This is a genomic window from Pseudomonas sp. LB1P83, from assembly GCF_054897885.1.
Window position 1 is genome coordinate 1,593,298 of record NZ_CM142709.1, and the last position, 24,701, is coordinate 1,617,998.

Annotated in this window: 25 protein-coding genes; 4 read left to right on the forward strand and 21 right to left on the reverse strand. The window is 59.6% G+C overall.

Annotation, left to right across the window (positions count from 1 at the left end; translation table 11 throughout):
- The first annotated feature begins 131 nt into the window (after window positions 1-131).
- Window positions 132-1,094, forward strand: coding sequence for an NAD(P)H-quinone oxidoreductase (locus ACYZTY_RS07300; RefSeq protein ID WP_461957899.1), 963 nt, complete (start codon window positions 132-134; stop codon window positions 1,092-1,094).
- Window positions 1,095-1,224: 130 nt separating this feature from the next.
- Here the strand turns inward: ACYZTY_RS07300 and ACYZTY_RS07305 are convergent, their stop codons facing one another.
- The 6 genes from ACYZTY_RS07305 to ACYZTY_RS07330 all read right to left on the reverse strand — a co-directional run bounded on the left by ACYZTY_RS07305 (window position 1,225) and on the right by ACYZTY_RS07330 (window position 6,620).
- On the reverse strand, window positions 1,225-1,878 hold the full coding sequence (locus ACYZTY_RS07305; protein WP_461957900.1) for an HAD family hydrolase: 654 nt from the start codon (window positions 1,876-1,878) through the stop codon (window positions 1,225-1,227).
- Window positions 1,879-1,993: 115 nt separating this feature from the next.
- The gene (locus ACYZTY_RS07310; RefSeq protein WP_461957901.1) at window positions 1,994-2,983 is read right to left on the reverse strand and encodes an ABC transporter ATP-binding protein; all 990 of its coding nucleotides are present in this window, start codon (window positions 2,981-2,983) and stop codon (window positions 1,994-1,996) included.
- Window positions 2,980-3,780, reverse strand: a complete 801-nt coding sequence (locus tag ACYZTY_RS07315) for an ABC transporter permease (protein ID WP_131063436.1) — start codon at window positions 3,778-3,780, stop codon at window positions 2,980-2,982. The genes ACYZTY_RS07310 and ACYZTY_RS07315 overlap by 4 nt, the downstream gene beginning before the upstream one ends.
- Window positions 3,767-4,603 (reverse strand): ABC transporter permease, encoded by an 837-nt coding sequence (locus ACYZTY_RS07320; RefSeq protein WP_461959266.1) that lies wholly within the window; start codon window positions 4,601-4,603, stop codon window positions 3,767-3,769. The genes ACYZTY_RS07315 and ACYZTY_RS07320 overlap by 14 nt, the downstream gene beginning before the upstream one ends.
- 5 nt (window positions 4,604-4,608) lie before the next feature.
- Window positions 4,609-5,415, reverse strand: a complete 807-nt coding sequence (locus tag ACYZTY_RS07325) for an alkaline phosphatase family protein (protein ID WP_461957902.1) — start codon at window positions 5,413-5,415, stop codon at window positions 4,609-4,611.
- Between the two features lie 140 nt (window positions 5,416-5,555).
- Window positions 5,556-6,620: an ABC transporter substrate-binding protein gene (locus ACYZTY_RS07330; protein WP_461957903.1), complete on the reverse strand. Its 1,065-nt coding sequence runs from the start codon at window positions 6,618-6,620 to the stop codon at window positions 5,556-5,558.
- Between the two features lie 349 nt (window positions 6,621-6,969).
- Here ACYZTY_RS07330 and ACYZTY_RS07335 point away from each other — a divergent pair, with 349 nt between their 5' ends.
- On the forward strand, window positions 6,970-7,683 hold the full coding sequence (locus ACYZTY_RS07335) for a UTRA domain-containing protein (RefSeq protein ID WP_008030372.1): 714 nt from the start codon (window positions 6,970-6,972) through the stop codon (window positions 7,681-7,683).
- Window positions 7,684-7,795: 112 nt separating this feature from the next.
- On the opposite strand, the gene ACYZTY_RS07340 is transcribed toward ACYZTY_RS07335, so the two are convergent.
- From ACYZTY_RS07340 to minC, 8 genes are all read right to left on the reverse strand, one after another.
- Window positions 7,796-9,958, reverse strand: a complete 2,163-nt coding sequence (locus ACYZTY_RS07340) for a mechanosensitive ion channel family protein (RefSeq protein ID WP_461957904.1) — start codon at window positions 9,956-9,958, stop codon at window positions 7,796-7,798.
- Window positions 9,959-10,035: 77 nt separating this feature from the next.
- Window positions 10,036-10,212, reverse strand: a complete 177-nt coding sequence (locus ACYZTY_RS07345; protein WP_165557498.1) for a hypothetical protein — start codon at window positions 10,210-10,212, stop codon at window positions 10,036-10,038.
- A 140-nt stretch (window positions 10,213-10,352) separates the two neighbouring features.
- A complete protein-coding gene (locus ACYZTY_RS07350; RefSeq protein ID WP_310352172.1) occupies window positions 10,353-11,642 on the reverse strand; it encodes a M18 family aminopeptidase in 1,290 nt (429 codons plus the stop codon).
- Window positions 11,643-11,718: 76 nt separating this feature from the next.
- Complete coding sequence (locus tag ACYZTY_RS07355; protein ID WP_461957905.1) at window positions 11,719-12,825, reverse strand: hypothetical protein; 1,107 nt, start codon at window positions 12,823-12,825, stop codon at window positions 11,719-11,721.
- Window positions 12,826-12,875: 50 nt separating this feature from the next.
- Entirely contained in the window at window positions 12,876-13,511 is a 636-nt protein-coding gene (locus tag ACYZTY_RS07360) for an RluA family pseudouridine synthase (RefSeq protein ID WP_030131660.1), read from the reverse strand.
- A 179-nt stretch (window positions 13,512-13,690) separates the two neighbouring features.
- Window positions 13,691-13,945: a cell division topological specificity factor MinE gene (minE, locus tag ACYZTY_RS07365; RefSeq protein ID WP_007898843.1), complete on the reverse strand. Its 255-nt coding sequence runs from the start codon at window positions 13,943-13,945 to the stop codon at window positions 13,691-13,693.
- Window positions 13,945-14,757: a septum site-determining protein MinD gene (gene minD, locus ACYZTY_RS07370; protein ID WP_129436963.1), complete on the reverse strand. Its 813-nt coding sequence runs from the start codon at window positions 14,755-14,757 to the stop codon at window positions 13,945-13,947. Before minD ends, minE begins: the two co-directional genes overlap by 1 nt.
- A gap of 191 nt (window positions 14,758-14,948) precedes the next feature.
- Entirely contained in the window at window positions 14,949-15,686 is a 738-nt protein-coding gene (gene minC / locus ACYZTY_RS07375) for a septum site-determining protein MinC (RefSeq protein ID WP_461957906.1), read from the reverse strand.
- 118 nt (window positions 15,687-15,804) lie between these two features.
- On the opposite strand from minC, the gene ACYZTY_RS07380 reads away from it, so the two are divergent.
- Together ACYZTY_RS07380 and ACYZTY_RS07385 are read left to right on the forward strand one after the other, a co-directional pair.
- Complete coding sequence (locus ACYZTY_RS07380) at window positions 15,805-16,737, forward strand: lipid A biosynthesis lauroyl acyltransferase (protein ID WP_461957907.1); 933 nt, start codon at window positions 15,805-15,807, stop codon at window positions 16,735-16,737.
- A 36-nt stretch (window positions 16,738-16,773) separates the two neighbouring features.
- A complete protein-coding gene (locus ACYZTY_RS07385) occupies window positions 16,774-17,946 on the forward strand; it encodes a patatin-like phospholipase family protein (protein ID WP_461957908.1) in 1,173 nt (390 codons plus the stop codon).
- 118 nt (window positions 17,947-18,064) lie between these two features.
- On the opposite strand, the gene ACYZTY_RS07390 is transcribed toward ACYZTY_RS07385, so the two are convergent.
- From ACYZTY_RS07390 to alc, 7 genes are all read right to left on the reverse strand, one after another.
- The gene (locus ACYZTY_RS07390; protein WP_461957909.1) at window positions 18,065-18,850 is read right to left on the reverse strand and encodes an outer membrane protein OmpK; all 786 of its coding nucleotides are present in this window, start codon (window positions 18,848-18,850) and stop codon (window positions 18,065-18,067) included.
- Window positions 18,847-19,224, reverse strand: a complete 378-nt coding sequence (locus tag ACYZTY_RS07395) for a hypothetical protein (RefSeq protein ID WP_461957910.1) — start codon at window positions 19,222-19,224, stop codon at window positions 18,847-18,849. Before ACYZTY_RS07395 ends, ACYZTY_RS07390 begins: the two co-directional genes overlap by 4 nt.
- Window position 19,225: 1 nt before the next feature.
- A complete protein-coding gene (locus ACYZTY_RS07400; RefSeq protein WP_461957911.1) occupies window positions 19,226-20,011 on the reverse strand; it encodes an outer membrane protein OmpK in 786 nt (261 codons plus the stop codon).
- A gap of 189 nt (window positions 20,012-20,200) precedes the next feature.
- Window positions 20,201-21,553, reverse strand: a complete 1,353-nt coding sequence (locus ACYZTY_RS07405; RefSeq protein WP_461957912.1) for a nucleobase:cation symporter-2 family protein — start codon at window positions 21,551-21,553, stop codon at window positions 20,201-20,203.
- Window positions 21,554-21,706: 153 nt separating this feature from the next.
- Window positions 21,707-22,999 (reverse strand): urate hydroxylase PuuD, encoded by a 1,293-nt coding sequence (locus ACYZTY_RS07410; protein WP_461957913.1) that lies wholly within the window; start codon window positions 22,997-22,999, stop codon window positions 21,707-21,709.
- 50 nt (window positions 23,000-23,049) lie between these two features.
- Window positions 23,050-23,553, reverse strand: a complete 504-nt coding sequence (locus ACYZTY_RS07415; protein ID WP_109628737.1) for an ureidoglycolate lyase — start codon at window positions 23,551-23,553, stop codon at window positions 23,050-23,052.
- Between the two features lie 120 nt (window positions 23,554-23,673).
- Window positions 23,674-24,669: an allantoicase gene (gene alc / locus ACYZTY_RS07420; protein ID WP_461957914.1), complete on the reverse strand. Its 996-nt coding sequence runs from the start codon at window positions 24,667-24,669 to the stop codon at window positions 23,674-23,676.
- Between the last annotated feature and the right edge of the window lie 32 nt (window positions 24,670-24,701).

Below are 24,701 nucleotides of genomic sequence, written 5' to 3' on the forward strand. Positions count from 1 at the left end.
GACGCGGGGACAATTGATCACGCATATTAGGCCGTCTTTGAAGTCGCCGGTTCCACAGGGGCCGGTCGCATAATGCAAGAAAGCCCGGCGCTACAGCTACGGGCTCAGTCCAGACTCACTATGGAGGCACTGTGAAGGCATTGCAAGGCGTGGAAGGTCAAGTGGAGTGGGTTGAAGAGCCCAGTCCTACATGCGATGTAGGACAAGTTCGTATTCGAGTGGCGGCAGCGGGCCTCAATCGCGCCGATTTGTTACAGAAAGCGGGGCTTTATCCGCCACCGCCGGGAGCCAGTCAGGTACTGGGTCTTGAGTGTTCTGGGGTGATCAGCGAGGTCGGCCCGGGCTCGTCCTGGCAGGTCGGCGATCGGGTCTGCGCCTTGCTGGCCGGGGGCGGGATGGCCGAGGAGGTAGTTGTCGACGGACGGCACGTGCTCCCCGTCCCCGAAGGTTTGTCCCTGGCCGAGGCGGCGGCGTTGCCGGAAGTGTATGCAACCGTTTGGCTGAATTTGTTTCAACTGGCTGCGCTCAAACCGGGTGAGAAAGTTCTTCTGCACGCCGGAGCAAGTGGAATCGGTTCAGCTGCCATTCAGCTGTGCAAGGCCTTTGGTAACCCGGTCTGGGTCAGCGTCGGCTCCGCCGAGCGTCTGGCGTATTGCGAAGCGCTGGGTGCGCAGGGTGGTGTTGTGCGCACTGGCGACCTGGACAGCTTGCGTGATCTGGGGCCGTTCGATGTGATTCTCGATCCGGTCGGTGGCAACTACGCCGCGCTGAACCTGAAGATGCTGGCTCAGGATGGTCGGTGGGTGCTGATCGGTTTGATGGGCGGTCGTGAAGCGACGCTGGATCTGGCCCAGGTCCTGGCCAAGCGCGTGCAACTGCTGGGTTCGACCTTGCGCAGTCGCGATGAGCAGTTCAAGGCGGATTTGTTCAGTGATTTGAACCAGCATGTGTGGCCGTTGTTTGCTGAAGGGCGGTTGAGTCCGCAGTTGGCGAAGACCTTTGCGATCAAGGATGCGGAAGCGGCGTTTGCCGAGCTGGCGAGTAATAAGGTGGCGGGGAAGTTGGTCTTGGTGATCGACCCAAGCCTGACCTGACAACACCGATCCTTGTAGGAGCGAGCGGTGCGGCGATCCGACTTGCCCGCGAAGGCGTAATTACATTCAACAGTTGTGTTGACTGATACACCGCTTTCGCGGGCAAGCCTCGCTCCTACAGGGATTTTGGTTATTTCCAGAGGTGGATCGGCCAGCCAGCTTTTTCGGCGTGCTCGAGCAGCACCGGATCCGGGTTCACCACGTGTGGGAAATCCACCTTCAACAGCAGCGGTAAATCGTTGCGTGAGTCGGAATAGAAACTCGCACCTTCCAGGTTTTCTTCTTCCGCATCCAGCCACTCCAGCAAGCGAGTAATCTTGCCTTCGCGGTAGGTCAGGGTGCCGACGGTGTGGCCGCTATAAACCCCGTGTAACACTTCCAGCTCGATGCCGAGAATTTCGTCGATGCCCAAACGGTCGGCAATCGGCCTCACCAGGTGCGTGCCCGACGCCGAAATCACCAGAATCCGGTCGCCGGCCTTGCGATGGGCTGCGATGGCTTTGGTGGCGTCACTGAAGATGATCGGCTCGATAAAGTCTTCCACCCACGGCCCCACCAAATGGTCGACCTCTTCGGGTGTGCGCCCGATCATCGGCTCCAGGCTGAAGGTCATGTAGTCCTCCATCCGCAGTTTGCCGTGGCTGTAGGCGTCCATCAGTTCGTTGTTCTGACGCATGAACGACTCGGGATCGACCCAGCCCAGGCGGCCCATTTGCTCGCTCCAGAGGGTGGCGCAGTCGCCGCGGATCAGGGTTTCGTCCAGATCAAAAATTGCCAGGGCCATCAGTGGGGTTCTCTTCGAGAACAGCTTCAAGCTTCAAGCTAAAAGCTGCAAGAGTGGATTGAGGTGCTCAGCAGTCTACAACTTGAAGCCTATGGCTTGAAGCTTGCCGCTGCTTTCAAGCTACCTCACACAGGGCAGTCGGATCGATGGAAAGTGCCAGGCGCTGACCATCGGGATGCAGATCGGCCGCCGAGCGGTTCAGCACATCCACCACCAATTCCACGCCGCGGGCTTCGACCCGATAACGAATCACATTGCCCAGCAAGCTGTGGCTGCGCACTTGCGCATCAAGCTCGCCATTGAGGCTCAGTTCGATGGCTTCCGGGCGAATCGCAATGCGGTGGTTGATCGGCCGTTGCAGCAGTTTCGAGGCGCTGTCGGCGTCCAGCAGGTTGTAGTTGCCGATAAAGCCCGCGGCAAAAACATCCACGGGCGCGGTGTAAAGGGTTTCGGCGTCGCCGCTCTGTACGATCTTTCCCTGATTCATCAGGAAAATCCGGTCAGACATGGTCAGTGCTTCTTCCTGATCGTGTGTGACGAAGATCGTGGTCAAGCCGAGTTCGCGCTGGATCTGACGGATCTGTTCGCGCAGGTGCTTGCGAATCCGTGCATCGAGGGCCGACAGCGGTTCATCCAGCAACAGCAGTCGTGGACGGGTGACCAATGAGCGGGCGAGGGCCACGCGTTGGCACTGGCCGCCCGACAGTTGATGCGGATAACGCGCGGCGAAGTCGTTCAACTCCACCAGTTTCAACACTTCGGCGACGCGCTTGTGGCTGTCGTCGGCGTTGACCTTCTGCATGCGCAAACCGAAGGCGATGTTCTGTTCCACGGTCATGTTCGGGAACAGCGCGTAACTCTGGAAGACCATGCCGATCCCGCGTTTCTGCGGGCTCAACGGCACGATGTCGACACCATCAAGCAGAATCTTGCCGCCATCCACCGAGGTCAGGCCGGCGATGCACCGCAGCAGCGTGGACTTGCCGCAACCGGACGGGCCGAGCAGGGTGACGAATTCACCTTTCTGGATTTCGCAGTTGATGTCGCTGAATACCGTGGTGCCTGCGTAGTTTTTCTGCAGGTGTTGGACGCTGACATAGCTCATTCGCTTTTGTCCTTGTTCAAGATATTGGCCGCCCAGGTCAGAACCAGCACAAAGAAGAAGTAGGAGATCACCAGCGCACTGGTGAAGTGGCCGCTGCTGTTACGCATGTTGTTGAGGTAGACCTGCAGGGTTTCGTAGCGGGTGCCGACCAGGATGTTGGCGAATACGAACTCACCGAACAGGAACGAGAACGACAACAGCAACGCCACCATCAAACCCTTGCGCAGGTTTGGCAGCACCACCAGGAACGCGGCTTGCCAGGTGCTGGCGCCCAGCAATTGAGCGGAGTCCATCAGGTCGCGCAGGTTGATCGCTTGCAGGTTGTTGGTGATCGCCCGGTACATGAACGGCAGCGCGATGGTGAAGTAGCAGCCGATCAGAATCCACGGCGTCCCGACCATCGCAAACGGCCCGGAACCATAGAGCTGCAACAGCCCCACCGACGACACCACCGGCGGCACCGCGAAGGGCAGCAGGATCAGGATGTTCATCAGCGCATCAAGTTTGGGGAAGTGGTAATGCACCACGAACAGCAGCGGCAGAATCAGCACCACCGACAGAATCAACGCGCCGACGCACACCAGCAGCGACTGCCCGAAGGCATGCAGAAAGCGTGGATCGCTCCACAGCTGGATGTACCACTTGAAGGTAAAGCCGCTGGGCAGAATGGTCGCCGACCAACTGCTGGAGATCGAGTAGATCAATGTCCCGGCCAGCGGCAATAACAGAATGGCAAACAGCAAGTACACCACCACCCGGTGATAGACACCGACGGGGCCCAGTTCAGCGCGAGACATGGTAGCTCCTCTTCAACAGCAACTGATGCACGATGGTCACCAGGGTCATCAACGCCACGAGCACCACGGCCAGGGCGCTGGCGAGGTTCGGATCAAGGGAAATGTCGCCGGAAACCATCGCCGCGATGCGGATCGGCAGCACGTTGAAGTTGCCGGTGGTCAACGCGTAGACCGTTGCGTAGGCGCCGAGGGCGTTGGCCAGCAAGATCACGAAGGTGCCGAGCAGCGCAGGCGTCAGCACCGGCAAGCCGATGTGGCGCCAGAACTGCCAGCCGTTGGCGCCGAGCAGCTCGGCGGACTCACGCCAGTCTTCGCGCAAGGCGTCGAAAGCCGGGTAGAGCAGCAGCACGCCCAATGGGATCTGGAAGTAGGTGTACAGAATGATCAGCCCGGTTTTCGAGTACAGGTTGAAGTCCTGAATGATCCCGGCCTGCTTGAGCATGATGGTGAAGCTGCCGTTGAACCCCAGCAGAATGATGAACGCGAAGGCCAGGGGCACACCGGCGAAGTTGCTGGTCATGTTGGCAAAGGCATTCACGAAGTTGCGCAGTTTCGAGTCGACCCGGCGCAGGGAATAGGCGCCGAGCACCGCGATAATGATGCCGAATACGCTGGACCAGAAACTGATCTCCAGGCTGTACTGGATCGCCTGCAAATAGAACTTCGAATTGAAGATTTTGGTGAAGTTGGCCACGCCCCAGCCGAACTCTTCCGATTGCAGGCTGTTGATCATCACCCACACCAATGGCGCGATCTCGAACACGATAAAGAACAATGCAAAAGGCACCAGGCACAACGCTGCCAGCCATTTACCACGGGTCATGGCGTTCACTTGAGCAGCTCCCGGCAGACAGGTTTGTCGTGGGCCACGCCCAGCAGTTCGCAGACAGTGCCGCAGATTTCAGTCTGTTTTGGCGCCGCACTGGTGTTGAGGCTGAAAGCATCACCGAGGACAAACAGCGGCACTTCGCGTTCTTCCGGCAGCAGGCCGTTGTGGGAGCGGTCGTTGTTCATGCCGTGGTCGGCGGTCACCAGCACCTGATAGCCGGAATCGAGCCAGGCTTGCAGGTAGTCGGCCAGGATAATGTCCGCCGAGCGGGCGCTGTTGCGGTATTGCGGGGTGTCGAGGCCGTGCTTGTGCCCGGCGTCGTCGATGTTCATGGGGTGGATCAATAAAAAGTTTGGTGCGTGGCGCAAGCGCAGGTTTTCGGCGTCGGCGAACAGGTGCGAATCCGGGTAGTGATCGTTCCAGTAGAAGTGACCATGCTGGATCGGCAGGTTGCGGTCGTCGGTATGACGATCCCGGGCGGCCACGAACGGCGAGCGGTTATTCAACTCGCTGACCCAGTGATAGGCCGCGGCGGCGGTCGTCAGGCCGGCATCCGTGGCGTAGTGATAAATGCTGCGCTGGTTGGACAGGCGCGAAACGTTGTTGTGGACGATGCCGCTCTCGATCGGCGGAACGCCGGTGAGGATGCATTCGTAAAGCGGTCGGGACAGGGCCGGCAGTTCGCACTCCAGTTTGTAGAGCGCCGCGCGTCCTGCGCCAACGTAAGCCTGCAGGTGCCCCATGGCGTGGCGCGCGACCTCAAAGTTGAGGCCGTCGAGCACGACAAGGATGACGTTGTGCTTCATAGGGGCAAAACTCCGCGAAACATTGGATTTCAGCGAAACCTGTAGGAGCGAAGCTTGCTCCGAAGAGGGATTTACATCCAACAATGATGTTGGCTGACTGTCCGCCTTCGCGAGCAAGCTTCGCTCCTACAGATGAAGCATTACTTCATTTCGACGAGGACTTCTTCGTTCCACTTCTGCGGCAAAGCCTTGGAAGTCTTTTCCCACGCATCCGCGTCTTTGATCGGCGTGACCTTTTTGTACTGCTCGTTCGGCAGCAGCTTGGCCTGGACGTCAGCCGGCAGCTTGATGTGTTCGGCACGGATCGGACGGGCATTGCCTTTCGCCAGGTTGATCTGACCGGCATCGCTGAAGATGTATTCGCGGGTCAGCTTGGCGGCGTTCGGGTTCTTCGCGTACTTGTTGATGATGGTGGTGTAACCGGAAATCACCGAACCATCGGAGGGGATCAGCACAACGTAGTCATCCGGGTTGGCCATCTTGGCTTTGTAGCTCAGGCCGTTGAAGTCCCAGACCACGCCGACTTCGATTTCACCCTTTTCCATCGTGGCGATGGTCGGGTTGGCCATGGACAGGCGACCCTGCTTGGCGATATCTGCGAACAGCAACAGCGCTGGTTGCAGGTTCTTCTCGTCGCCACCGTTGGCCAGTGCCGCGGCCAGTACACCGTTGGCGGCCTGGGCGGCGGTGCTGACGTCACCGATGGAAACCTTGTATTTACCGGTTTTCAGATCAGCCCATTTGGTAGGGGCTTCGGAGCCGTGCAGCAGCTTTTTGTTGACGATGAACGCGATGGTGCCGGTGTACGCCAGCGCCCAGTTGCCGTCCTTGTCTTTCGCCCAGTCCGGGATCTGGTCCCAGGTGCTTGGCTTGTAGGGTTGCACCACGCCTTGCTTGACCGCGATCGGGCCGAAGGCTGCGCCGACGTCGCCGATGTCGGCGCTGGCGTTGTCTTTCTCGGCGGCGAACTTGGCGATTTCCTGCGCCGAGCTCATGTCGGTGTCGATGTGTTTCAGGCCGTACGTCTTGGCCAGGTCTTCCCAGGTGCCTTTCCAGTTGGCCCAGTCATCGGGCATGCCGACGCTATTGACCGCGCCTTCCGCTTTCGCAGCGGCTTCCAGGGTTTTCAAATCATCAGCGGCCATGGCGGCGGTGCACATGGCAATGGTCGAGCCTAACAGTGATGCCAGGAAAAGCTTTTTCATCCGAAGCTCCTTTGGGCGTTTTCAACGCTGCGATTGCGGTTGTGTTGGTCTAGGTCAGCAATACCTGAGCCAATTTAGGCGCCGCTGATGACATTTTGATGTCGACGATCGGTCGGCCTACATTTTTTACACGGTAATGCTCAGGCTTCCGGGTAAGCGTAGACCATGGCTAAAAGGCTGATACGAAAGGACTTGGCTGTGATTTTGCAGGTGTCAGGCGCAACCGTTCAGCAACTTTGTCATCTGCCAGTCACAAGCAGTGCCTAGGCTTGCAGGGAGTTGATGGAGCCGGTTTGAATCACGGTTCTGCCCCGAAACAGTGCTGGTCTAGTCCAGATAGGTAACGTTGATGCGCATCGAGACCACCAAAGCGGTGACAGCCATCGGGCAGGTTCTGCAAGAACAGCTCGACCATGGCCTGTTGGCGCCCGGGAGCAAACTGCCAGCCGAGCGCAAGCTCAGTGAATTGTTCGGTACCACTCGGATCACCGTGCGTGAAGCATTGTTGCAACTGGAAGCCCAAGGGCAGATTTATCGGGAGGAGCGTCGTGGCTGGTTCGTGTCGCCACCGCGTCTGGCTTACAACCTGATGCAACGCAGTCACTTTCACGCCATGGTCAGCGCTCAGGGGCGAGTGCCGTCGACCGAGGTGATCTCGGCGCGGTTGCAACCGGCGTCGGCAGCGGTATGCGCGTGGTTGCAGTTGCCGGCGTTGTCCAGCGTGATCCAGATTTGCCGGGCGCGGCGCATTGACGAGCGGCTGGTGTTGTACGTGGAGCACTACCTGAATCCGCAGTATTTCCCGGGGATTCTGGAGTTCGATCTGAATCAGTCGATCACCGAGCTCTATGCGCGGCATTACGACTTGCATTACGGTCGGGTGCGTTTCGAGATCGTGCCGACGGCCTTGTCGGTGGACGCGGCGGCGGCATTACGGGTATCGGTGGGGAGCCCGGGGTTGCGGATTGCCCGGGTCAATTACGATCAGCATGAGCGGCTGATCGATTGTGATCTTGAGTTTTGGCGGCATGATGCGATTCATGTCGGGGTGGATGTGGTTTAGCCAGGGAGACCGCGTCGCCGCCATCGCGAGCAGGCTCACTCCCACATTGGAATGCACTTCAAATGTAGGAGTGAGCCTGCTCGCGATGGGGCCCGGACAGCCATCCCATGCGTCAAGCAGGTACATCCTTCTGAGGGCCACCACCCGCAGTAATCACCTGCACACTCATCCGCGGTGTCGCCAGATCCATCCCGGCCTCATCCAGATGCCGTTTCAGCGACAAATTGAACGCCCGTGAAACCTCCCACTGTTTGATCGGCGCAGTCTTGAACCGGGCACGCAGAATCGCATTGCCGGACTCGAAACTTTCGACACCCTGGATCTCCAGCGGCGACCAGATATTGCGCCGTTGCAGCGGATCGGTGCGCATTTTCTGGCCGACTTCGCGCATCAGTTTGATCGCCTCGTCGATGTCCATGCTGGCGGGCACTGCCACCCGGAAGATCGCGTAGCCGAACTCCCGGGAGTAGTTCTTGATGCTTTTGATTTCGCTGAACGGAATGGTATGCACGATGCCGTCGATGTCCCGCAGGCGAACGGTGCGGATGGTCAGGCCTTCAACAGTGCCCAAGTGGCCGCCGACGTCCACGTAGTCGTCGATGGCCAGGGAGTCTTCGATGATGATGAACAGGCCGGTGATCAAGTCCGCGACCAGCGACTGCGCACCGAAACCGATGGCCAGGCCGATCACACCGGCACCGGCCAGCAGTGGCGTGACGTTCATGCCCATGTTCGCCAGCGCGACAATCAGCGCGATGATGAAAATCGCCACGAACAGCACGTTGCGGATCAACGGCATCATGGTCTGTGCGCGGGCGTTGGCCAGGCCTTTGCGCGAACGGGTGAGGGCGTGGTGCACGGCGGTGTCGCTGAGGATCCAGATCAGCCAGGCAAAAATCAGCGTGCCGGCGAGGCTGAACAGTTTGACGCTGACTTCGTGGCCTTCGCCTTCGGTGAACGAGATCAGCGACATGCCCCAGACACGCAGGCCCAGTTCGATAAAGACCAGCCACACCACAAGATGGGCGAGGGTGTAGAAGAAACTTTTCAGTCGTTCCGAATACAGCGCATGACGCTTCACGCCGCGTTGAGGTTTGAGCGCATGTCGGCGCACCAGACCGTTGATGACCATGCACAACACCAGCAACACGGTGCAGATCAGCGCCTGGCGCAGCGCGGTGCTGGTGTCGCCGGCCGAGACAAACGTGGCGAACAGCGAGATGGCCACCAGCACCAGGGCCGGTACGTACCAGAAGGTGCCAAGAATCGAGAGGGTGTCGCTGAGTGCGCGGCGCGTCAGGCGTCGGGACAGCGGCTGGTTGCGGATCAGGTGAGCGATCGGTCGGCGGAAGCGCAGGATAAACAACCCGGTGGACAGCGCGGCCAGCACGTTGGCGACGGTGGCGGCGGTGTGGGCCAGATGACTGCCAAGGCTGGTGACCAGGCGCGGATCACTCAATGCTTCACCGAACGCGGCGAAACTGCCGATCAGCCACAACGGCCGGAAGGCTTGATGGCGCAGGATGTACAAGGCGCGGTGACGGTGCGGGCCATCGAGCAGGGAAAACGCGATCACGCAGATCGCCGAGAAACAGGTGCCAACCACCAGCGCATAGGCCAGCACCATGGCCAGGCTTTTACCCAGTGACGAGGGCAGGGCGTAGCTCATGTAGACCGTGATGACCAAGGCAATCAGCCACGGCCCGAGTTTGCGCAGGGCGAAGCGCAACATGTCGAGAGCCTTGGGGTGTTGCGGCAGTTCTTCGGTCAGGCCGAAACGCATGCGCACCCGGTGTCCGACCCAGATCAGCGCAGCGGCCAACAGACTCCAAACCATCAGAATCATGGCGAAGGCAAAGATGATCGGCAGCCACTCGTTGGCCGGCAGCATCAGCGCCACGAGTTCGTCCTGAGCCAGCCCAAACTCTTCGGACCAGCGTGTGAGCGGACTGCCTGCGCCGGAGAACTGTTTTTCGAAGTTGGCCAGCGTGCCGCCGATTAGGCCAAGTACGCCTTGTTCCGCGGTCGGCTGGGCCTTTTTGGTGACATCGCGCAGCTTCTTCAGATCCGCCAGCAATTTGGTGCGCTGCTGATCGTTCTCCAGCGACTTGATGACTTCGTCCAGCGACTGCCCCAGCGGTTCTTGCGCCTCGGGCTGTTTTGCCGAGCTGTTGAGCAAGCCCGGCAAACCGACCGCCTGGGCTGGCGCCATCGGCAGCAGCGCCATCAGGCAGACAAGGAAAAAACACGGCAGGGCGAAAAGACGAGCGAACACTAGGCGGTCAACCTTGGGATGAACAGATCGGCCGAGTGTAAGAGCCCGTCAAAATCAATGCGAGCCAAGGGGAGGATTTATTCGTTGAGTTTGGCGAGGATCTTGAACACCACGGTGGCGAGGATCGTCAGCATGCCGATCCACATGGCGAACACGCCGGCGTTTTTGTCGCGAAAATTGAAGCCGATTGCCAGCAGGATCATCCCGGCAAGAATGGGGATCAGCATGGCGTGGAATGCAGACATCGAGATCATGGGCGACTGCCTTGTCGGAAGGGTATTTAAAGTCTAGGTGGCTTTTGGGTTTCGAGCATAGAACACCTGTAGGAGCACGGCTTGCCGGCGAAGGCGATTTCGAGGGCGCCTTCGCCGGCAAGCCTGGCTCCTACATGGGGTTATGGGAGCTCCTGGCAGGCATAGAACGCGCTCAGCACTTTGACCAGGTGGGCCAGGTCATGGCTGCCGCACAGTTCACGGATCGAGTGCATGGCGAACGTCGGCAGGCCGATGTCCACGGTGCGCACGCCCAAGTGGCTGGCGGTGATCGGGCCGATGGTCGAGCCGCAGCCCATGTCGCTGCGCACCACGAAGCTTTGCACCGGTACTTCTTCGGCCATGCACAGATGGCGGAAGAACCCGGCGGTTTCGCTGTTGGTGGCGTAGCGCTGGTTGCTGTTGACCTTGATCACCGGGCCGGCGTTGAGTTTCGGGCCGTGGTTGGCGTCGTGCTTGTCCGCATAGTTGGGATGCACGCCGTGGGCGTTGTCGGCCGAGACCAGCAAGGATTTCTGAATGGTGCGCACGAACTCGTCACCTTCAGGCAGCAGGCGACGCAAAGTCTGCTCAAGCATCGGGCCATCGGCCCCGCAGGCCGAGCAGGAACCGACTTCTTCGTGGTCGTTGCACACCAGCACGCAGGTTTCGTCGGTTTCAGCGGTCAGCAAGGCTTGCAGGCCGGCATAGCATGACAGCAAGTTGTCCAGGCGCGCGCCGGCGATGAAGTCGCCATGCAGGCCGATAACGGCAGCGCTTTGGGTGTCGTAGAAGCTCAGCTCATAGTCGAGCACCACGTCGGCATTCAAGCCATGCTCGAGCGCAAGCTGATTGGTGAGCACGGCGCGGAAGTCCACGCGCTCGTCGCCGGCAAATTGCGCGAGGATCGGCGGCAGTTCGGTCTGGGCGTTGATGGCCCAGCCCATGTTGGCTTCACGATTGAGGTGGATCGCCAGGTTCGGGATGGTGGCGATCGGTGCCTTGAAGTCGATCAGCTGGCTCTCGACCTTGCCGTCGCGACGGAATGTCACGCGGCCGGCCAGGGACAAGTCGCGGTCAAACCACGGCGCCAGCAACGCACCGCCGTAGACTTCGACGCCCAGTTGCCAGAAACCCTGGCGTTGCAGTTCCGGCTGGGGTTTGACCCGCAGGCACGGGCTGTCGGTGTGGGCGCCGACCAGGCGAATACCGCCATGCAGCGGCGAATGACGTCCCATCTTGATCGCGACGATGGACGAGTCGTTACGGGTGACGTAGTAACGACCGTTGGCTTCGGTGGTCCAGGGCTCGCGCTCGTCGAGGCGCACAAAACCCGCCGCTTCCAGGCGCTGAACAAGGCTGGCAGTGGCATGGAACGGGGTAGGGGAGGCCTTGAGGAAGTCGATCAGGCCTTGGTTCAACTCTTCGCGCATAAGAAGCTCCAGACAGCAATGGGCGGAAGTTTAACGTATTGGCTGGAGCCTTTGGGCATGACGTGAACCGGTCACGTCATCTGGCAGCCGCTACCCGCTTTTTCAGGTACTTCATGATGATCTGCTCATCTTCAGGCTTTTCAGGCTTGGGCAGCTGCCGGGGCCAGGCGTTCTGATGAGTCTCCAGCAGCTTTTTCTGACGAGACTGGTCCCAACGAAGAATCTCCCGCGAGGCACATTCCCACCATTCGTGTCGGCAGGCCGTGTAGTACGGATGATCAGGCGCTGCGCTGCCGTAAAGCAGATCGCGGCCGACCTTTCGCATGGCGCCACGCTGGTTGCGCAGCTTCCATTTGATTTTCAGCCGCTGCCAGGCCGAAGGGACGGGTTTGACGCGCGGCACGTCCCGACACAGTTCCACTAACGCGTGGCTGAACTGCTCGCCATGCTGAGAGAAGAAATACGCCTGCATCGCATGGAAAAAGCGTTTTTCCGCGAAGTAGTGATAGATGTATTTTTTAGCTTCATAAACCGGTTTGTCACGCATCGCGAACGACAGGGCGATCTGCTCGATGGTGTGGATATCGAAGCCGTCGCGGGTCCATTCGTCGATGAATTTGATCGACTCTTCGAGCAGGGCGGTGTCGCGGTCGGTCAAGCCACACAATCCGCTGTTGTACAGCTTGAAACCGTTGTCCGCAGTGATGCCGTGAGCGTGCAGGCAACCGCCGAGCTTCACATAGTCGGGGCGTTCACACACGTCCTGCCAGTCGTACTCAAAGCGATCCATCAAGTAATGCTGCGGCTGAATCTGTTTGAAGATCAGGTTCGGGTCGCTGGTGAACAGCGTGTCGGTATCGACGAACAGGGTTTTTTCCGCAAGCGTGAGACCGGCGGCCATCGCGCAGGCCTTGCGGCGGTGGTGATAGCCGTTTTCGCCTTGCCACAAGGTCAGGGTTTCCTGGGTCAGCGTGACCGTTTCGACCGGCCAGCCGGCGTAGTCCTGAGGACGATCCGTGAGGATTCTGATGCTCGGGAGCTTGCCGTTCTTCGCGTGGGACAGCGCGGTCAAAATACTGAACTTGGCTTCGCGCCGGTAAACGTCCTGATTGCCATAGATCAGATAAAGCAATTGGTGTCGGGTTTTTTTGACGGGTGTTGCCAGGAATTCGGTGCAACTCATCGGGATGGGTATCCTTTTGCTAAAGCAGGCGACTGTGTGTCTGGCAGTGCTTAAAACGGTGCGGGGCATTCGAAGCGCAAGCGTTCACCGGTTTGCGGATGGGTGAAGCTGAGCATGCTGGCGTGCAGGCACAAGCGCGGCCAGGCGGCCAGGGCCTGTTCGTGGGCGTAGAGCCCGTCACCCAACAGCGGGTGGCCGATGGAAAGCATGTGCACGCGCAACTGGTGGGAGCGGCCGGTGATCGGCGTCAGTTCGACGCGGCACCAGTCGCCGCAACGTTCCAGCACTCGCCAGAAGGTCAGGGCGTGTTTGCCGAACTCGTGGTCCACCACATGGCGTGGCTTGGTCGGCGGATCGTAGCGCAAGGGCAAGTCGATGCTGCCGCTGTCCAGTTCCGGTTGTCCCCAGCACAGGGCGGTGTAGGCTTTTTCGGTTTCACGGTCGTGAAATTGCCGAGACAACTCGCGATGAGTGTCCGGGTCACGGGCCAGCAGGATGATCCCGGACGTTTCCCAATCCAGGCGATGGACGATTCGCGCTTCCGGGTAGCCGTTTTCTTGCAGGCGGGTGATCAGGCAATCCTTGTTGTCATCGGCCCGGCCAGGGACAGAGAGCAGCAGGGTCGGTTTATCCACCACCAGTACGGCGGCGTCCTGATGGATGATGCGGATGTTGGACAACGGCATTAAAACAGCCTCGTAACAAACGCCAACGGCGACTCAGGCCCCTGCACCCGTAGGAGCGAAGCTTGCTCGCGAACGCATCACCTCGGTTTATGAGATAAACCGGGTTGCCTGCTTCGCGAGCAAGCTTCGCTCCTACAGAAGCGTAAGAGCCTGAGCCGCCGTGGCTCCCGCTGGATCGACTAGCGATCCGGCAGGGTGATATTGAGTTCCAGAATCGAGCAACTGCCCTGGTTTTCCAGCGCGACGTGCACGTCGTCGGACCCGATATTGACGTACTTGCGGATCACTTCCACCAGTTCCTTCTGCAAGGCTGGCAAGTAGTCCGGCGTACTGCGCTGGCCGCGTTCATGCGCCACGATGATCTGTAGACGCTCTTTCGCTACCGACGCGGTGCTGACCTTTTTGCTGGCACGAAAGAAGTCAAAAAGATTCATTATCTACCTCCAAACAGGCGCTCGAAGAAGCCTTTCTTCGTCACATCGAGAAAACGATGCTCCACGGTTTTGCCCAGCAGACGATCGACCGCATCGCTGTACGCCTGACCGGCGTCGCTCTGGTCGTCGAGAATCACGGGCACGCCCGAGTTGGAAGCCTTGAGTACCGCTTGGGATTCCGGAATGACGCCCAACAGGGCGACAGCCAGGATTTCCTTGACGTCTTCGACGCCCAGCATCTCGCCATCGCTGACGCGTTGCGGGTTGTAGCGGGTCAGCAGCAAGTGTTCCTTGATCGGATCTTCGCCTTTTTCGGCACGACGCGATTTGCTGGCCAACAGGCCCAGCATGCGGTCCGAGTCACGTACCGAGGACACTTCCGGGTTGGTCACGATAATCGCTTCATCAGCGAAGTACATGGCCAGGTGGGCGCCTTTCTCGATGCCGGCCGGGGAGTCGCAGACCACGTACTCGAAGTCTTCCTTGAGCGCCATCAGGACTTTTTCAACGCCTTCCACGGTCAGCGCGTCTTTATCGCGGGTCTGACTGGCGGCCAGGACGTAGAGGTTTTCCAGGCGTTTGTCTTTGATCAGGGCTTGTTGCAGGTTGGCTTCGCCGTTGACCACGTTGACGAAGTCATACACCACGCGGCGCTCGCAACCCATGATCAGGTCGAGGTTACGCAAACCGACGTCGAAGTCGACGATAACTGTTTTGTGACCGCGCAGAGCGAGGCCGGTACCGATAGCGGCGCTGGTGGTGGTCTTACCCACACCACCCTTGCCGGATGTAACCACTAGAATCTTGGCCAAGGTGTTTCACCCCTAAGGAAAAAGGACATTTAGCCCCTGAAAAACATCTCTTGAAAAACTACTGCAGTCGGACAGCCTTGGCTGGAATCCGGTCCAGAACAGCGGTAAACACTGCGTTTGGCCTTTTTCCTACTTCGTTTGAGCCGTTTTCGCTACGTTTTAGAGATGCTTGGAAAATGCGGCAGTATCCGTTAAAGCCGAATGATGTTCAACACGTCGCCTGACAGGCTGACTTGTACGCCCGCGCCCCACAAAGGGTCGCGACGCAAATCCTCGGAAACCTTGTAATGACCGGCGATGGAGACCAGTTCAGCGCTCATTTGCTGACAGAAAATCCTGGCTTTCGTGTCGCCTTTGACCCCGGCCAACACGCGACCACGCATCGGGCCGTATACATGGATGTTCCCATCGGCGAGAAGTTCCGCACCCGGGCTGACCGAGGAGATCACCACCAGATCGCAGCCCTGGGCATAAATCTGCTGGCCACCCCGTACTGGCGACGTGATGATTTTTGTCGGCTTGATGGTCGGCTCGGGCGGTTTTTCCGGCTTTTTCTTGACCACGCCTTCGAGCGGGTCCAGAGGGCGCTCACGGGCCCCGGACGGCGGCAGCACCGGCAAATCGACCGCAATGGCGGCCGCGATGTCTTCGATGCGACTGGCACGGATCGCCAGGGTGCGCAGGCCATGCTGGCGGCACACGCGCATCAAACCCGGCAGATCGACGGCGCCTTCGCTGGCCGGGAGCTTGTCCAGGGCCAGCACCAGCGGCGCATTGCTGAAAAAATTAGGCGCCTGGGCAACCTTGGCGGCCAGTTGCCGATCAAGGCTCTCGAGGTCGTTGCGGGCCAGCTCCAGCACGGTAATGGCGAGCATGCTGCCCTTCAACTGGAACACGGGATCCTGGTCTTGCGGTTCGGTTTGGCTCATGGTCGGCATACAACGGCTTGTCACTAAAAGTGCCGAGACTTATAACGAGAACGCCCGCAAGCCGCAAGCCGGGTCGAACGATGTAGAATGCGCGGCCATTGTCTTTCCGGAACCTTTAATGGATCGCCCGCGTTTTCGAAAAACATTTCTTATGCCGCGTTTCTGGCCGCTGTGGTGTGGCTTGGGGCTGTTGTGGCTGATTGTTCAGTTGCCGTATCCGGCGTTGCTGTTTATCGGCCGCCTGCTCGGTTCACTGATGTATCGGCTGGCCGGCGACCGACGGCGCATTGCCAAACGCAATCTTGAGCTGTGTTTCCCTGAAAAAACCGCTGCCGAGCGCAAGCACCTGCTCAAGGAAAACTTCGCGTCTACCGGCATCGCATTCTTTGAAATGGCCATGAGCTGGTGGTGGTCGCGTCAGCGTCTGGCGAAGCTGGCCCATGTCGAAGGCCTGGAGCATCTGAAAAAAGCCCAGCGCGAAGGCAAGGGCGTGATCCTGATGGCGGTGCATTTCACCACGCTGGAAATCGGCGCGGCGCTGTTGGGGCAGCAGCACACCATCGACGGCATGTACCGCGAACACAAGAATCCTTTATTCGACTACATCCAGCGCCGGGGCCGCGAACGGCACAACCTCGATTCGCTGGCGGTGGAGCGCGATGACGTGCGCGGCATGCTCAAACTGCTGCGGGCGGGCCGGGCGATCTGGTACGCACCGGATCAGGACTACGGCGCCAAGCAAAGCATTTTTGTGCCGTTGTTCGGGATTCAAGCTGCGACGGTCACGGCCACCAGCAAGTTTGCCCGGCTGGGCAAGGCGCTGGTGGTGCCGTTCACCCAGGAGCGCCTGGCTGACGGCAGCGGCTATCGGTTGATGATCCACCCGCCGCTCGAAGGTTTCCCCGGCGAGACCGAAGAGGCAGATTGCCTGCGGATCAATCAGTGGGTCGAAGGCGCCCTGCGCGAGTGTCCGGAGCAATACCTCTGGGCCCACCGACGCTTCAAGAGCCGTCCATCGGGCGAGCCGAAGTTGTACAAGAAACGCGGCTGAGCCCCTGATCCCTTTTAAGCACCATGGAGTGTTGCGATGAGTCCTGCTGAACCGGTTACAGGGTTGATTCTTTCCGGCGGCGGGGCTCGGGCGGCGTATCAGGTGGGCGTGTTGGCGGCGATTGCCGAGTTGCTGCCGCTGGGCGCGGCGAATCCGTTTCCGGTGATCGTCGGCACCTCGGCCGGGGCGATCAACGCGGTCAGTCTCGCCAGTGGGGCGATGGATTTTCGTGGCGCGATCGAGCGCCTGACCACGTTCTGGCAGGGCTTTCGCAGTCATCTGGTGTTGCGCAGCGACTGGCCCGGCGTGATCAGCCAGGCCAGTCGTTTTGTCAGCCACAGTTTGCTGGGTATCGGGGCGCAGGTGCCGGTGGCCTTGCTCAACAGTTCGCCGCTGCGCGGTTTGCTCAACGACAAACTGCACATGAACGGCATCGCCGAAGCCATCGCCCAGAAGCAGTTGCAGGCGGTGGCGGTCACGGCGTTCGGTTACGAGTCCGGGCAAGCGGTCACGTTCTACCAGGGTGGCGGCACCATCGATGCCTGGTTGCGCCATCGGCGGATCGGCGTCCCTACGCAATTGACCGTCGATCACTTGCTGGCCAGTTCAGCGATTCCACTGTTGTTCGCACCGGTGAAAATCGGCGAAGAGTATTTCGGCGACGGCGCGGTGCGCCAATCAGCACCGATCAGCCCGGCCCTGCACCTGGGCGCCAGCCGAGTGCTGGTGGTGGGCGTCAGCGGCAACCCGCGCGGGGTCGACCCGGAGCAGCCGCTGCAACGCGCCTACACCGGTCAGCAGCCGACCCTGGCGCAGATCGGCGGGCACATGCTCAACAGTACGTTCATTGACAGCCTGGAAAGTGACATCGAGTTGTTGCAGCGTCTGAATCAGTTCAGTCACCTGCTGCCCGATGGCACGTCGGCGCGCGCATTGGGCGTGGCGCCGGTGGACGTGTTGGTGATTTCGCCGAGTCAGCCGATCGATGAGATTGCAGCGCGGCATCGGCAGGAATTGCCGGCGGCGTTGCGCCTGTTCCTGCGCGGGCCAGGAGCGACCAAGACGAGCGGGGCGGGGGTGTTGAGTTACCTGCTGTTCGAGGCGGGGTATTGCAGCGAGTTGATTGATCTGGGGCGGCGGGATGCGTTGGCCAAGCGCGGAGAGTTGTGCCGGTTTCTTGGGTTGGTGGAGCCTGTGGTTTCGGCTTGAGACCGGCGGTGCGGCCTTCGCGGGCAAGCCTCGCTCCTACAGTTGATCTTTGTTGTGCTGAAGATCCCCTGTAGGAACGAGGCTTGCCCGCGATGGCGTCCTTACAGACGCCGCCGGATCAGAAGTGAACCTTGACCAGGAAGCTGGTCACGCTCTGATCAGTCTTGAAACCCTGGCTGTCTTCGATGCCGTACTTGTTTTTCCAGTAATCGTACTCGACGCCGACGTACAACTGCTTTTCGCCCAGGTTCAGCGCCTTGCCCAAGTCATATTTGACCTGCGGATTGAAGTGCAGGTTGGCGTGATATTCGCCTTTTTTGTTGACGTCGTTGTCGACCACCCAGTCCATGAAACCGTCGATCAGGATGTTCGAATCGCCAACGGGAATGGTGTAGGACCATACCGGCGTGATCTGCCAGATATCATCACCCGGACGGTCGCCTTCGGTGTGACGGTTGTAGAAGTTCAGCTGGAAGTAGTCGAAACCTGGAATGGCCAGGTCGAAACCAGGACCGATCAGGTAGGACTCGGTATCGTCTTCACCGAACTCATACGTCATGGCCAGCAGCACGTCTTTGACCGGGCCGAATTCGAGTTTCTGGTCGAAGATCTTGCCGAACGACAGGCGCGGGCTGAATTCGCCGTAGTAGGTGTTCTCACCGGCGAAGGCGTCTTCCTTGCCGTTGTAGAAGATCTTGTCGATGAAGAAGAAGTTGTCACCGTATTTCCAGCCATCGGCGTGTTCGAAGGTCACCGTCTGCTGAATGCGCGGGTTGACCTGGAAGTCCTTGCCATACAAGTAAGTCAGGCTGTTGTTCTGCCATTGCAGCAAGTCGCCGGCCATTGCCTGGCCCCCGGCCAGTAACGATCCCGCCAGCATCAGGCTAGTGCACGTACGTTTCATTCGGTTGCTCCCAAAAAGTAGGTGTTCCACGTTATTTTTCTAAGGTCGACGCTCTGGTGTGGCGCCTTTTTCTTTAGCTGTAAAAATTCATCCATCCGGTCAGCTTTAGTGCTGTTAGCAAGAGCTGGGCCAAGGCTTTCGAAAAGCCAAAAAACTCCCGCTCGGCTGCTCAAGAACAGTCGATTGAGAGGGGTTTTGGAGTGCCTTGGTACCGTCCAGAGCCGGGATAAGTTGGCTTTCTGGTCAGGAATTAAATCCGGGCTTTTTTTTAAAGCGGATTCAGGCGGCCGCGGAGAATACTGACTCCAAGGCCAGGTCTCAAGTGCCCCGCAACAGCGCACCGACGACAGGTGTGGAGCACGGTTGCGGGCCATCTTAAAAGTGCACCTTCACCAGCAGGCTGGTGGTGTTTTCATTGGTGTCGAAGTTGCCGTTGTTTTCAATGCCGTACTTGTCTTTCCAGTAGCTGTACTCGACACCTACGTACATCTGTTTCTCCCGCCAGCCCAGGGCCTTGCCCAGGTCGTACTTTATCTGCGGGTTGATATGCAGGTTGGCGTGGTAGGTGCCCTGTGAGTTCTGGTCGTTATCCACGACCCAGTCGATGTAGCCGTCGATCAACAGGCTCGAGTTGCCCAATGGCAGGGAATACGACCAGGCCGGCGTGATCTGCCAGACATCATCGCCGGGGCGCGAGCCTTCGGTCTGGCGATAGTAGAAGTTCAAGGTGAAAAAGTTGAAGCCCGGAACTTTGAGGTCGAAACCGGGGCCGATCAGATAGGCCTCGGTGTCGTCTTCGCCATTCTCGTAGGTCATGGCCAGCAACACATCCTTGATCGGGCCGAATTCGAAACGGCGGTCGAGGATCTTGCCGAAGGAGAGGCGCGGGCTGAACTCGCCGTAATAGGCGTGAACGCCTTTATTCCGATCCTTCTCGCCGTTGTAGTAGGTACTGTCGACGAACAGGAAATTGTCACCATACTTCCAGCGGTCGGCGTGCTCGAACGTCACCGTTTGCTGGATCGACGGATTGACCGCGAAATCCTTGCCATACAAATAGCTCAGGCTGTTGGTCTGCCACAGCAATAAATCGCCGGCCATGGCTTGGCTCGCGGCCAACAGGCCACCGCCCAACAGCATGTTTGTCTGTGTCCGGATCATCTGTTGCTCCCTTTTGTTTTTATTTTTCAAGGCGCAGGAAACCCCTGCCCCTGTAGGAGCGAGCCGGCTCCGGGCGGCGTTCCGACGATGGCGTCAGTTCAGTCAACACTGATGTTGAATGTGATACCGCTATCGTCGGAACGCCGCCCGGAGCCGGCTCGCTCCTACAGGGGGTTGTGCGTTTCTGTCTTAGTGAGCGTGGCAGTCGTTGATCGCCGCGCGTTCGCGGCCGCCAAGAATGTTGAACAGCACATTCAGCGACAGCGCACTCAACGTCGCCATCGCAATGCCGCTGTGGGTGATCGGACTCATCCACAGCGGCAAGTGCGCGAAGAACTCCGGACGCACCACGGGGATCAGGCCCACGCCGATGCTCACCGCCACCAGCAACTGATTGCGACGGTCACCGATGTCGGCTTCCTGAAGAATCTTGATCCCGGTCGCGGCCACCATGCCGAACATCGCAATCGCCGCACCGCCCAGTACCGCTGGCGGAATCGACGCCACCAGGAACGCCGCTTTCGGCAGCAGGCTGAGCACCACCAGCAAACCACCGGCGACGATGGTCACCGAGCGGCAACGCACGCCGGTCATCTGCACCAGGCCGATGTTCTGCGCGAACGAAGAGTGGGTGAAGGTGTTGAAGAAACCGGCGAAGAACGAGGCGCCGGCATCACACAGCAGTCCGCGGCGCAGCATCCGTGGGCAGACTTCCTGGCCGGTGATTTTGCCGAGTGCGAGGAACATCCCGGTGGACTCGACGAAGATAATCACGACCACCAGGCACATGGAAAGGATCGGTGCGAGTTCAAATGTTGGCATGCCAAAATGCAGCGGGGTGACGATCTGCACCCAGGGCGCCTGAGCCATGCCGCTGAGGTCGACCATGCCGATGAGCCCGCAGATGACGTAGCCCAGGCACATGCCGATCAGCACTGAAATATTGACCCAGAACCCGCGCATGAAGCGGTGGACCAGCAGAATGGTAGCCAACACCAGCGCGGCGATGGCCAGGTAAATCGGCGAACCGAATTGAGTGGCGCCAGCACCGCCGCCTGCCCAGTTGACGGCCACGGGGAACAGCGACAAACCGATCGAGGTGATGACCGTGCCGGTTACCAGCGGCGGGAAGAAACGTACGACTTTGGACATGAACGGGGCGATGATCATGCCGAAAAAACCGGCGGCGATGGTTGCACCGAAGATCCCTTGCAGACCGATGCCCGGCATGCCGGCCATGGCGACCATGCTGCCGACGGCGGCGAAACTGGCGCCCATCATTACCGGCATACGGATACCCATCGGGCCGATACCGAGCGATTGCACGATGGTGGCGATCCCGGCGACCAGCAGGTCGGCGTTGATCAGGAAGGCGATTTCTTCACGACTCAGGCCGGCGGCCTGTCCGATGATCAGCGGCACCGCGATGGCTCCGCCGTACATCAGCAGAACGTGTTGCAGACCCACCAGGATCAGTTGCAAAAGGGGCAAACGCTGAATAGCGGGTGCGTCGGGGATGCGCGCTTCGGATAGCTCGGACATGCAACACCTCGGATCTTTTTTATTCTTGTGATTTTTGCATCAGGGTTGACCGCGGCGCGGCCGTTCGCGGGCAAGTCGGAACGCCGCCCGCTCGCTCCTACAGGACACTGCATATCTGTAGGAGCGAGGCTTGCCCGCGAAGCTTTTCAACGGTTAGTTGGTGGGAGCTCCCTGCACAATCCAAGCACCGATAAGGTCACGTTCCTGCTGGGTCATCTGGGTGATGTTGCCCAGTGGCATGATCTGGGTGGTGACGGCTTGAGCCTGGATGCGCGCCGCGTTCTGGCGGATCTGCTCGGGGGTGTCGAACATCACACCGGCCGGTGCCGCGCTGAACAGCGGGCTGGTCGGTTTGGCCGAATGGCAGACCGAGCAACGTTCCTGGATCACGCTGTGCACCTTGTCGAAACTCGGACCGGCGTTCGACGCCTGAACCGGTGCTTCAGCAGGTTTCGCAGCGGCAGGTTTGGCACCACCACCGACGGCGGTTTCCGGCAGCGGCTGGTATTCGATGGTGCCAGGCGCCTTGGCCACTTCAGGTGCGCTCGGCATTTGCGCCGGACCGGTCACGTAAGCCAGGCAGATCATGCCCACTGCCGCAACGGGCAAGGTCCAGGCAAATTTGTGGCTGTCGTGACGGGTGTTGAAGTAGTGACGCACCAACACCGCCAGCACCGCGATCCCGGCCAGGATCAGCCAGTTGTATTGGCTGCCGTAAGTGCTCGGGAAGTGGTTGCTGATCATGATGAACAGCACTGGCAAGGTGAAGTAGTTGTTGTGACGCGAACGCAGCAAGCCTTTGGCCGGGAGTGCCGGGTCGGGCGTGCGGTTTTCGGCAATCGCGGCAACCAGTGCGCGCTGCGCCGGCATGATGATGCGGAACACGTTGCCGACCATGATGGTGCCGATGATCGCGCCGACGTGCAGGTACGCACCACGACCGCTGAACACTTTGCTGAAGCCGTAGGCGGCGCCAATGATCAGCACGAACAGGATGAAGCCGAGCAGGGCAGGGCGTTTGCCCAGGGCCGAGTCGCAGAGGAAGGAGTAGACGAACCAGCCGACGAACAGCGAGGCAATGCCCAGTGCGACCCCTTCAGGGCCGGTCAGGCTGCTGCCCGGTGCCAGCAGGTAGAGCGTCGGGTTGGAGTAGAACACCACGCACAGCAGCGCGATCCCCGACAGCCAGGTGAAATAGGCTTCCCATTTGAACCAGTGCAGGTTGTCCGGCATGGTCGGTGGGGCCAGTTTGTATTTTTCCAGGTGATAGATACCGCCGCCGTGGATCGCCCACAAATCGCCCGCCAAGCCACTTTTCGGGTTGACCCGATTGAGGTTGTTTTCCAGCCAGACGAAATAGAACGACGCGCCGATCCAGGCCACGCCAGTGATCATGTGAACCCAGCGCACGCTCAGGTTCAGCCATTCCAACAGATGTGCTTCCACAGTCTTTACCTCTCGCCTGTCACTCTGTCGTCGAGTGATCAGACCTTCTCTTATTGGTGGGGGGCAAGGATCAAACGCTCATCCTCTTTGAAAAAATGCTCATCGCAGTTATTGCCTGTGCCACTGCGATCAACCACCAGGAAGTCATCCCGCTTTTCGATCGTCAGCACCGGGTGGTGCCAAACGCCGCGATGGTAATTAATGCCCTGCCTGCCGTTGGTGACGAAGGCGCGGACCAAGCCTGATACAGGTTCATCGCCAAGTGGCGCGACCACGATCAGAAAAGGGTTGCCGAGCAGCGGAATGAAAGCCTGGCTGCCCAGCGGGTGACGCTCCAGCATGCAAACGGTCAGCGGCATGTCCTGCGCGTCGGCGCGGAAAATGCTGATGATCGCGTTGTCCTCTGGCGTGGCGGTTTGCACCGTCGCCAGTTTGTGAAAGCGCATGGTCGAACCGTTGTTGATCATGAAGTGATCGCTGCCGTCGGTTTCGATCACGTCACCGAAAGGGGCGAAGGCTTCTTTGGTCAGCGGTTCAATCGTCAGTGTGCGCATGCTGGTCTTCTTATCCAAAATTTGTGTTGTTAGATCTGACGCCTTCGCGGGCAAGCCTCGCTCCTACAGGGTTAGCGTAATCCTTGTAGGAGCGAGGCTTGCCCGCGAAGGGTTCGGCGCTTATTTAGCGACCTTGCCCAATACGCGCAGGCGACTCACACCACCATCCGGGAACACGTTCAGGCGGATGTGAGTGATCGGGCCCAGGGCCTTGATCTGCTCGGCGAAGGTGTGTTCGGCGTGCATTTCCAGTTTCTGCGCCGGCAGCAATTCGCGCCAGAACAGCGATTGGGTTTCGATCTGGCTGTCGGTGCCGCCCTTCACGAACGCGCCCTGGATCGAGCAAGTGTCCGGGTAGTTGCCCTTGAAGTGCAGGGTGTCGACGATGACTTTCTCGATCTCGCCGGCATGACCCAGCGCGACGATGACCCAGTCATTGCCCGGCGTGCGACGACGTGCAGTTTCCCAGCCGTCGCCCATGTTGATGCCACGGCCCGGGTTGAGGATGTTGCTCATGCGGCCGAAGTGTTCGTCGGAGCAGGCGAGGGCGCGGCCACCGTTGAGGGCTGCGGCCAGGTCAACCTGCTCGTTGTCGCCGACAGCGGACCAGTCGCGGAACGGAATACCGTAGACACGCAGACGGGCCACGCCACCATCCGGATAGATGTTGAAGCGCAAGTGGCTGAACGACTGCTCGTTGCTGATTTCGTGGTAGTGGTGGCTGTTGCCTTGCAGCTCGACGGCCGACAGCACTTCAGTCCACTGGGTGTTGTCGTCTGGCTCGCCCGAAGCGAGGAAGCAGGCTTCGAGGGACGCCGACGGCGGGAAGTTGCCGGTGAAGAATGAAGTGTCGATGTCCACGCCTTTGATCGAACCCGGTACGCCCAGGCGGATCACGGCGCTGTCGTAGCCTTCGAAGCGCTTGCGGCGCGACTCCCAGCCGTCCATCCACTTGCCGTTGTCATCGAACACGCCCTCCTTCCACACAGCCGGGGTCGGCTGGAACAGGCGGTTGGCATCAGCGAACCAGTCATCGGTGACCGAGATGATTTTGGTGCCCAGGCGGGCGTCGGCCAGGTTGACGAACTTCTCGAAAGGTACGGCGTAAGCTTTCATTCTTCTTGTCTGCCTTTAATAAGTTGGCTTGG

Excerpts from the sequence above, each read along its gene's own strand:
- ACYZTY_RS07315 (WP_131063436.1), bottom strand. The coding sequence starts at position 3,780 with ATGTCTCGCGCTGAACTGGGCCCCGTCGGTGTCTATCACCGGGTGGTG.
- ACYZTY_RS07360 (WP_030131660.1), bottom strand. The coding sequence starts at position 13,511 with ATGCCGTTGTCCAACATCCGCATCATCCATCAGGACGCCGCCGTACTG.
- minC (WP_461957906.1), bottom strand. The coding sequence starts at position 15,686 with ATGAGCCAAACCGAACCGCAAGACCAGGATCCCGTGTTCCAGTTGAAG.
- ACYZTY_RS07395 (WP_461957910.1), bottom strand. The coding sequence starts at position 19,224 with ATGGCCCGCAACCGTGCTCCACACCTGTCGTCGGTGCGCTGTTGCGGG.
- ACYZTY_RS07305 (WP_461957900.1), bottom strand. The coding sequence starts at position 1,878 with ATGGCCCTGGCAATTTTTGATCTGGACGAAACCCTGATCCGCGGCGAC.
- ACYZTY_RS07335 (WP_008030372.1), top strand. The coding sequence starts at position 6,970 with ATGCGCATCGAGACCACCAAAGCGGTGACAGCCATCGGGCAGGTTCTG.
- ACYZTY_RS07390 (WP_461957909.1), bottom strand. The coding sequence starts at position 18,850 with ATGAAACGTACGTGCACTAGCCTGATGCTGGCGGGATCGTTACTGGCC.
- ACYZTY_RS07415 (WP_109628737.1), bottom strand. The coding sequence starts at position 23,553 with ATGCGCACACTGACGATTGAACCGCTGACCAAAGAAGCCTTCGCCCCT.
- ACYZTY_RS07320 (WP_461959266.1), bottom strand. The coding sequence starts at position 4,603 with ATGACCCGTGGTAAATGGCTGGCAGCGTTGTGCCTGGTGCCTTTTGCA.
- ACYZTY_RS07380 (WP_461957907.1), top strand. The coding sequence starts at position 15,805 with ATGGATCGCCCGCGTTTTCGAAAAACATTTCTTATGCCGCGTTTCTGG.
- minE (WP_007898843.1), bottom strand. The coding sequence starts at position 13,945 with ATGAATCTTTTTGACTTCTTTCGTGCCAGCAAAAAGGTCAGCACCGCG.
- ACYZTY_RS07355 (WP_461957905.1), bottom strand. The coding sequence starts at position 12,825 with ATGAGTTGCACCGAATTCCTGGCAACACCCGTCAAAAAAACCCGACAC.
- alc (WP_461957914.1), bottom strand. The coding sequence starts at position 24,669 with ATGAAAGCTTACGCCGTACCTTTCGAGAAGTTCGTCAACCTGGCCGAC.
- ACYZTY_RS07350 (WP_310352172.1), bottom strand. The coding sequence starts at position 11,642 with ATGCGCGAAGAGTTGAACCAAGGCCTGATCGACTTCCTCAAGGCCTCC.
- ACYZTY_RS07310 (WP_461957901.1), bottom strand. The coding sequence starts at position 2,983 with ATGAGCTATGTCAGCGTCCAACACCTGCAGAAAAACTACGCAGGCACC.
- ACYZTY_RS07345 (WP_165557498.1), bottom strand. The coding sequence starts at position 10,212 with ATGATCTCGATGTCTGCATTCCACGCCATGCTGATCCCCATTCTTGCC.
- ACYZTY_RS07385 (WP_461957908.1), top strand. The coding sequence starts at position 16,774 with ATGAGTCCTGCTGAACCGGTTACAGGGTTGATTCTTTCCGGCGGCGGG.
- ACYZTY_RS07330 (WP_461957903.1), bottom strand. The coding sequence starts at position 6,620 with ATGAAAAAGCTTTTCCTGGCATCACTGTTAGGCTCGACCATTGCCATG.
- ACYZTY_RS07400 (WP_461957911.1), bottom strand. The coding sequence starts at position 20,011 with ATGATCCGGACACAGACAAACATGCTGTTGGGCGGTGGCCTGTTGGCC.
- ACYZTY_RS07325 (WP_461957902.1), bottom strand. The coding sequence starts at position 5,415 with ATGAAGCACAACGTCATCCTTGTCGTGCTCGACGGCCTCAACTTTGAG.
- ACYZTY_RS07405 (WP_461957912.1), bottom strand. The coding sequence starts at position 21,553 with ATGTCCGAGCTATCCGAAGCGCGCATCCCCGACGCACCCGCTATTCAG.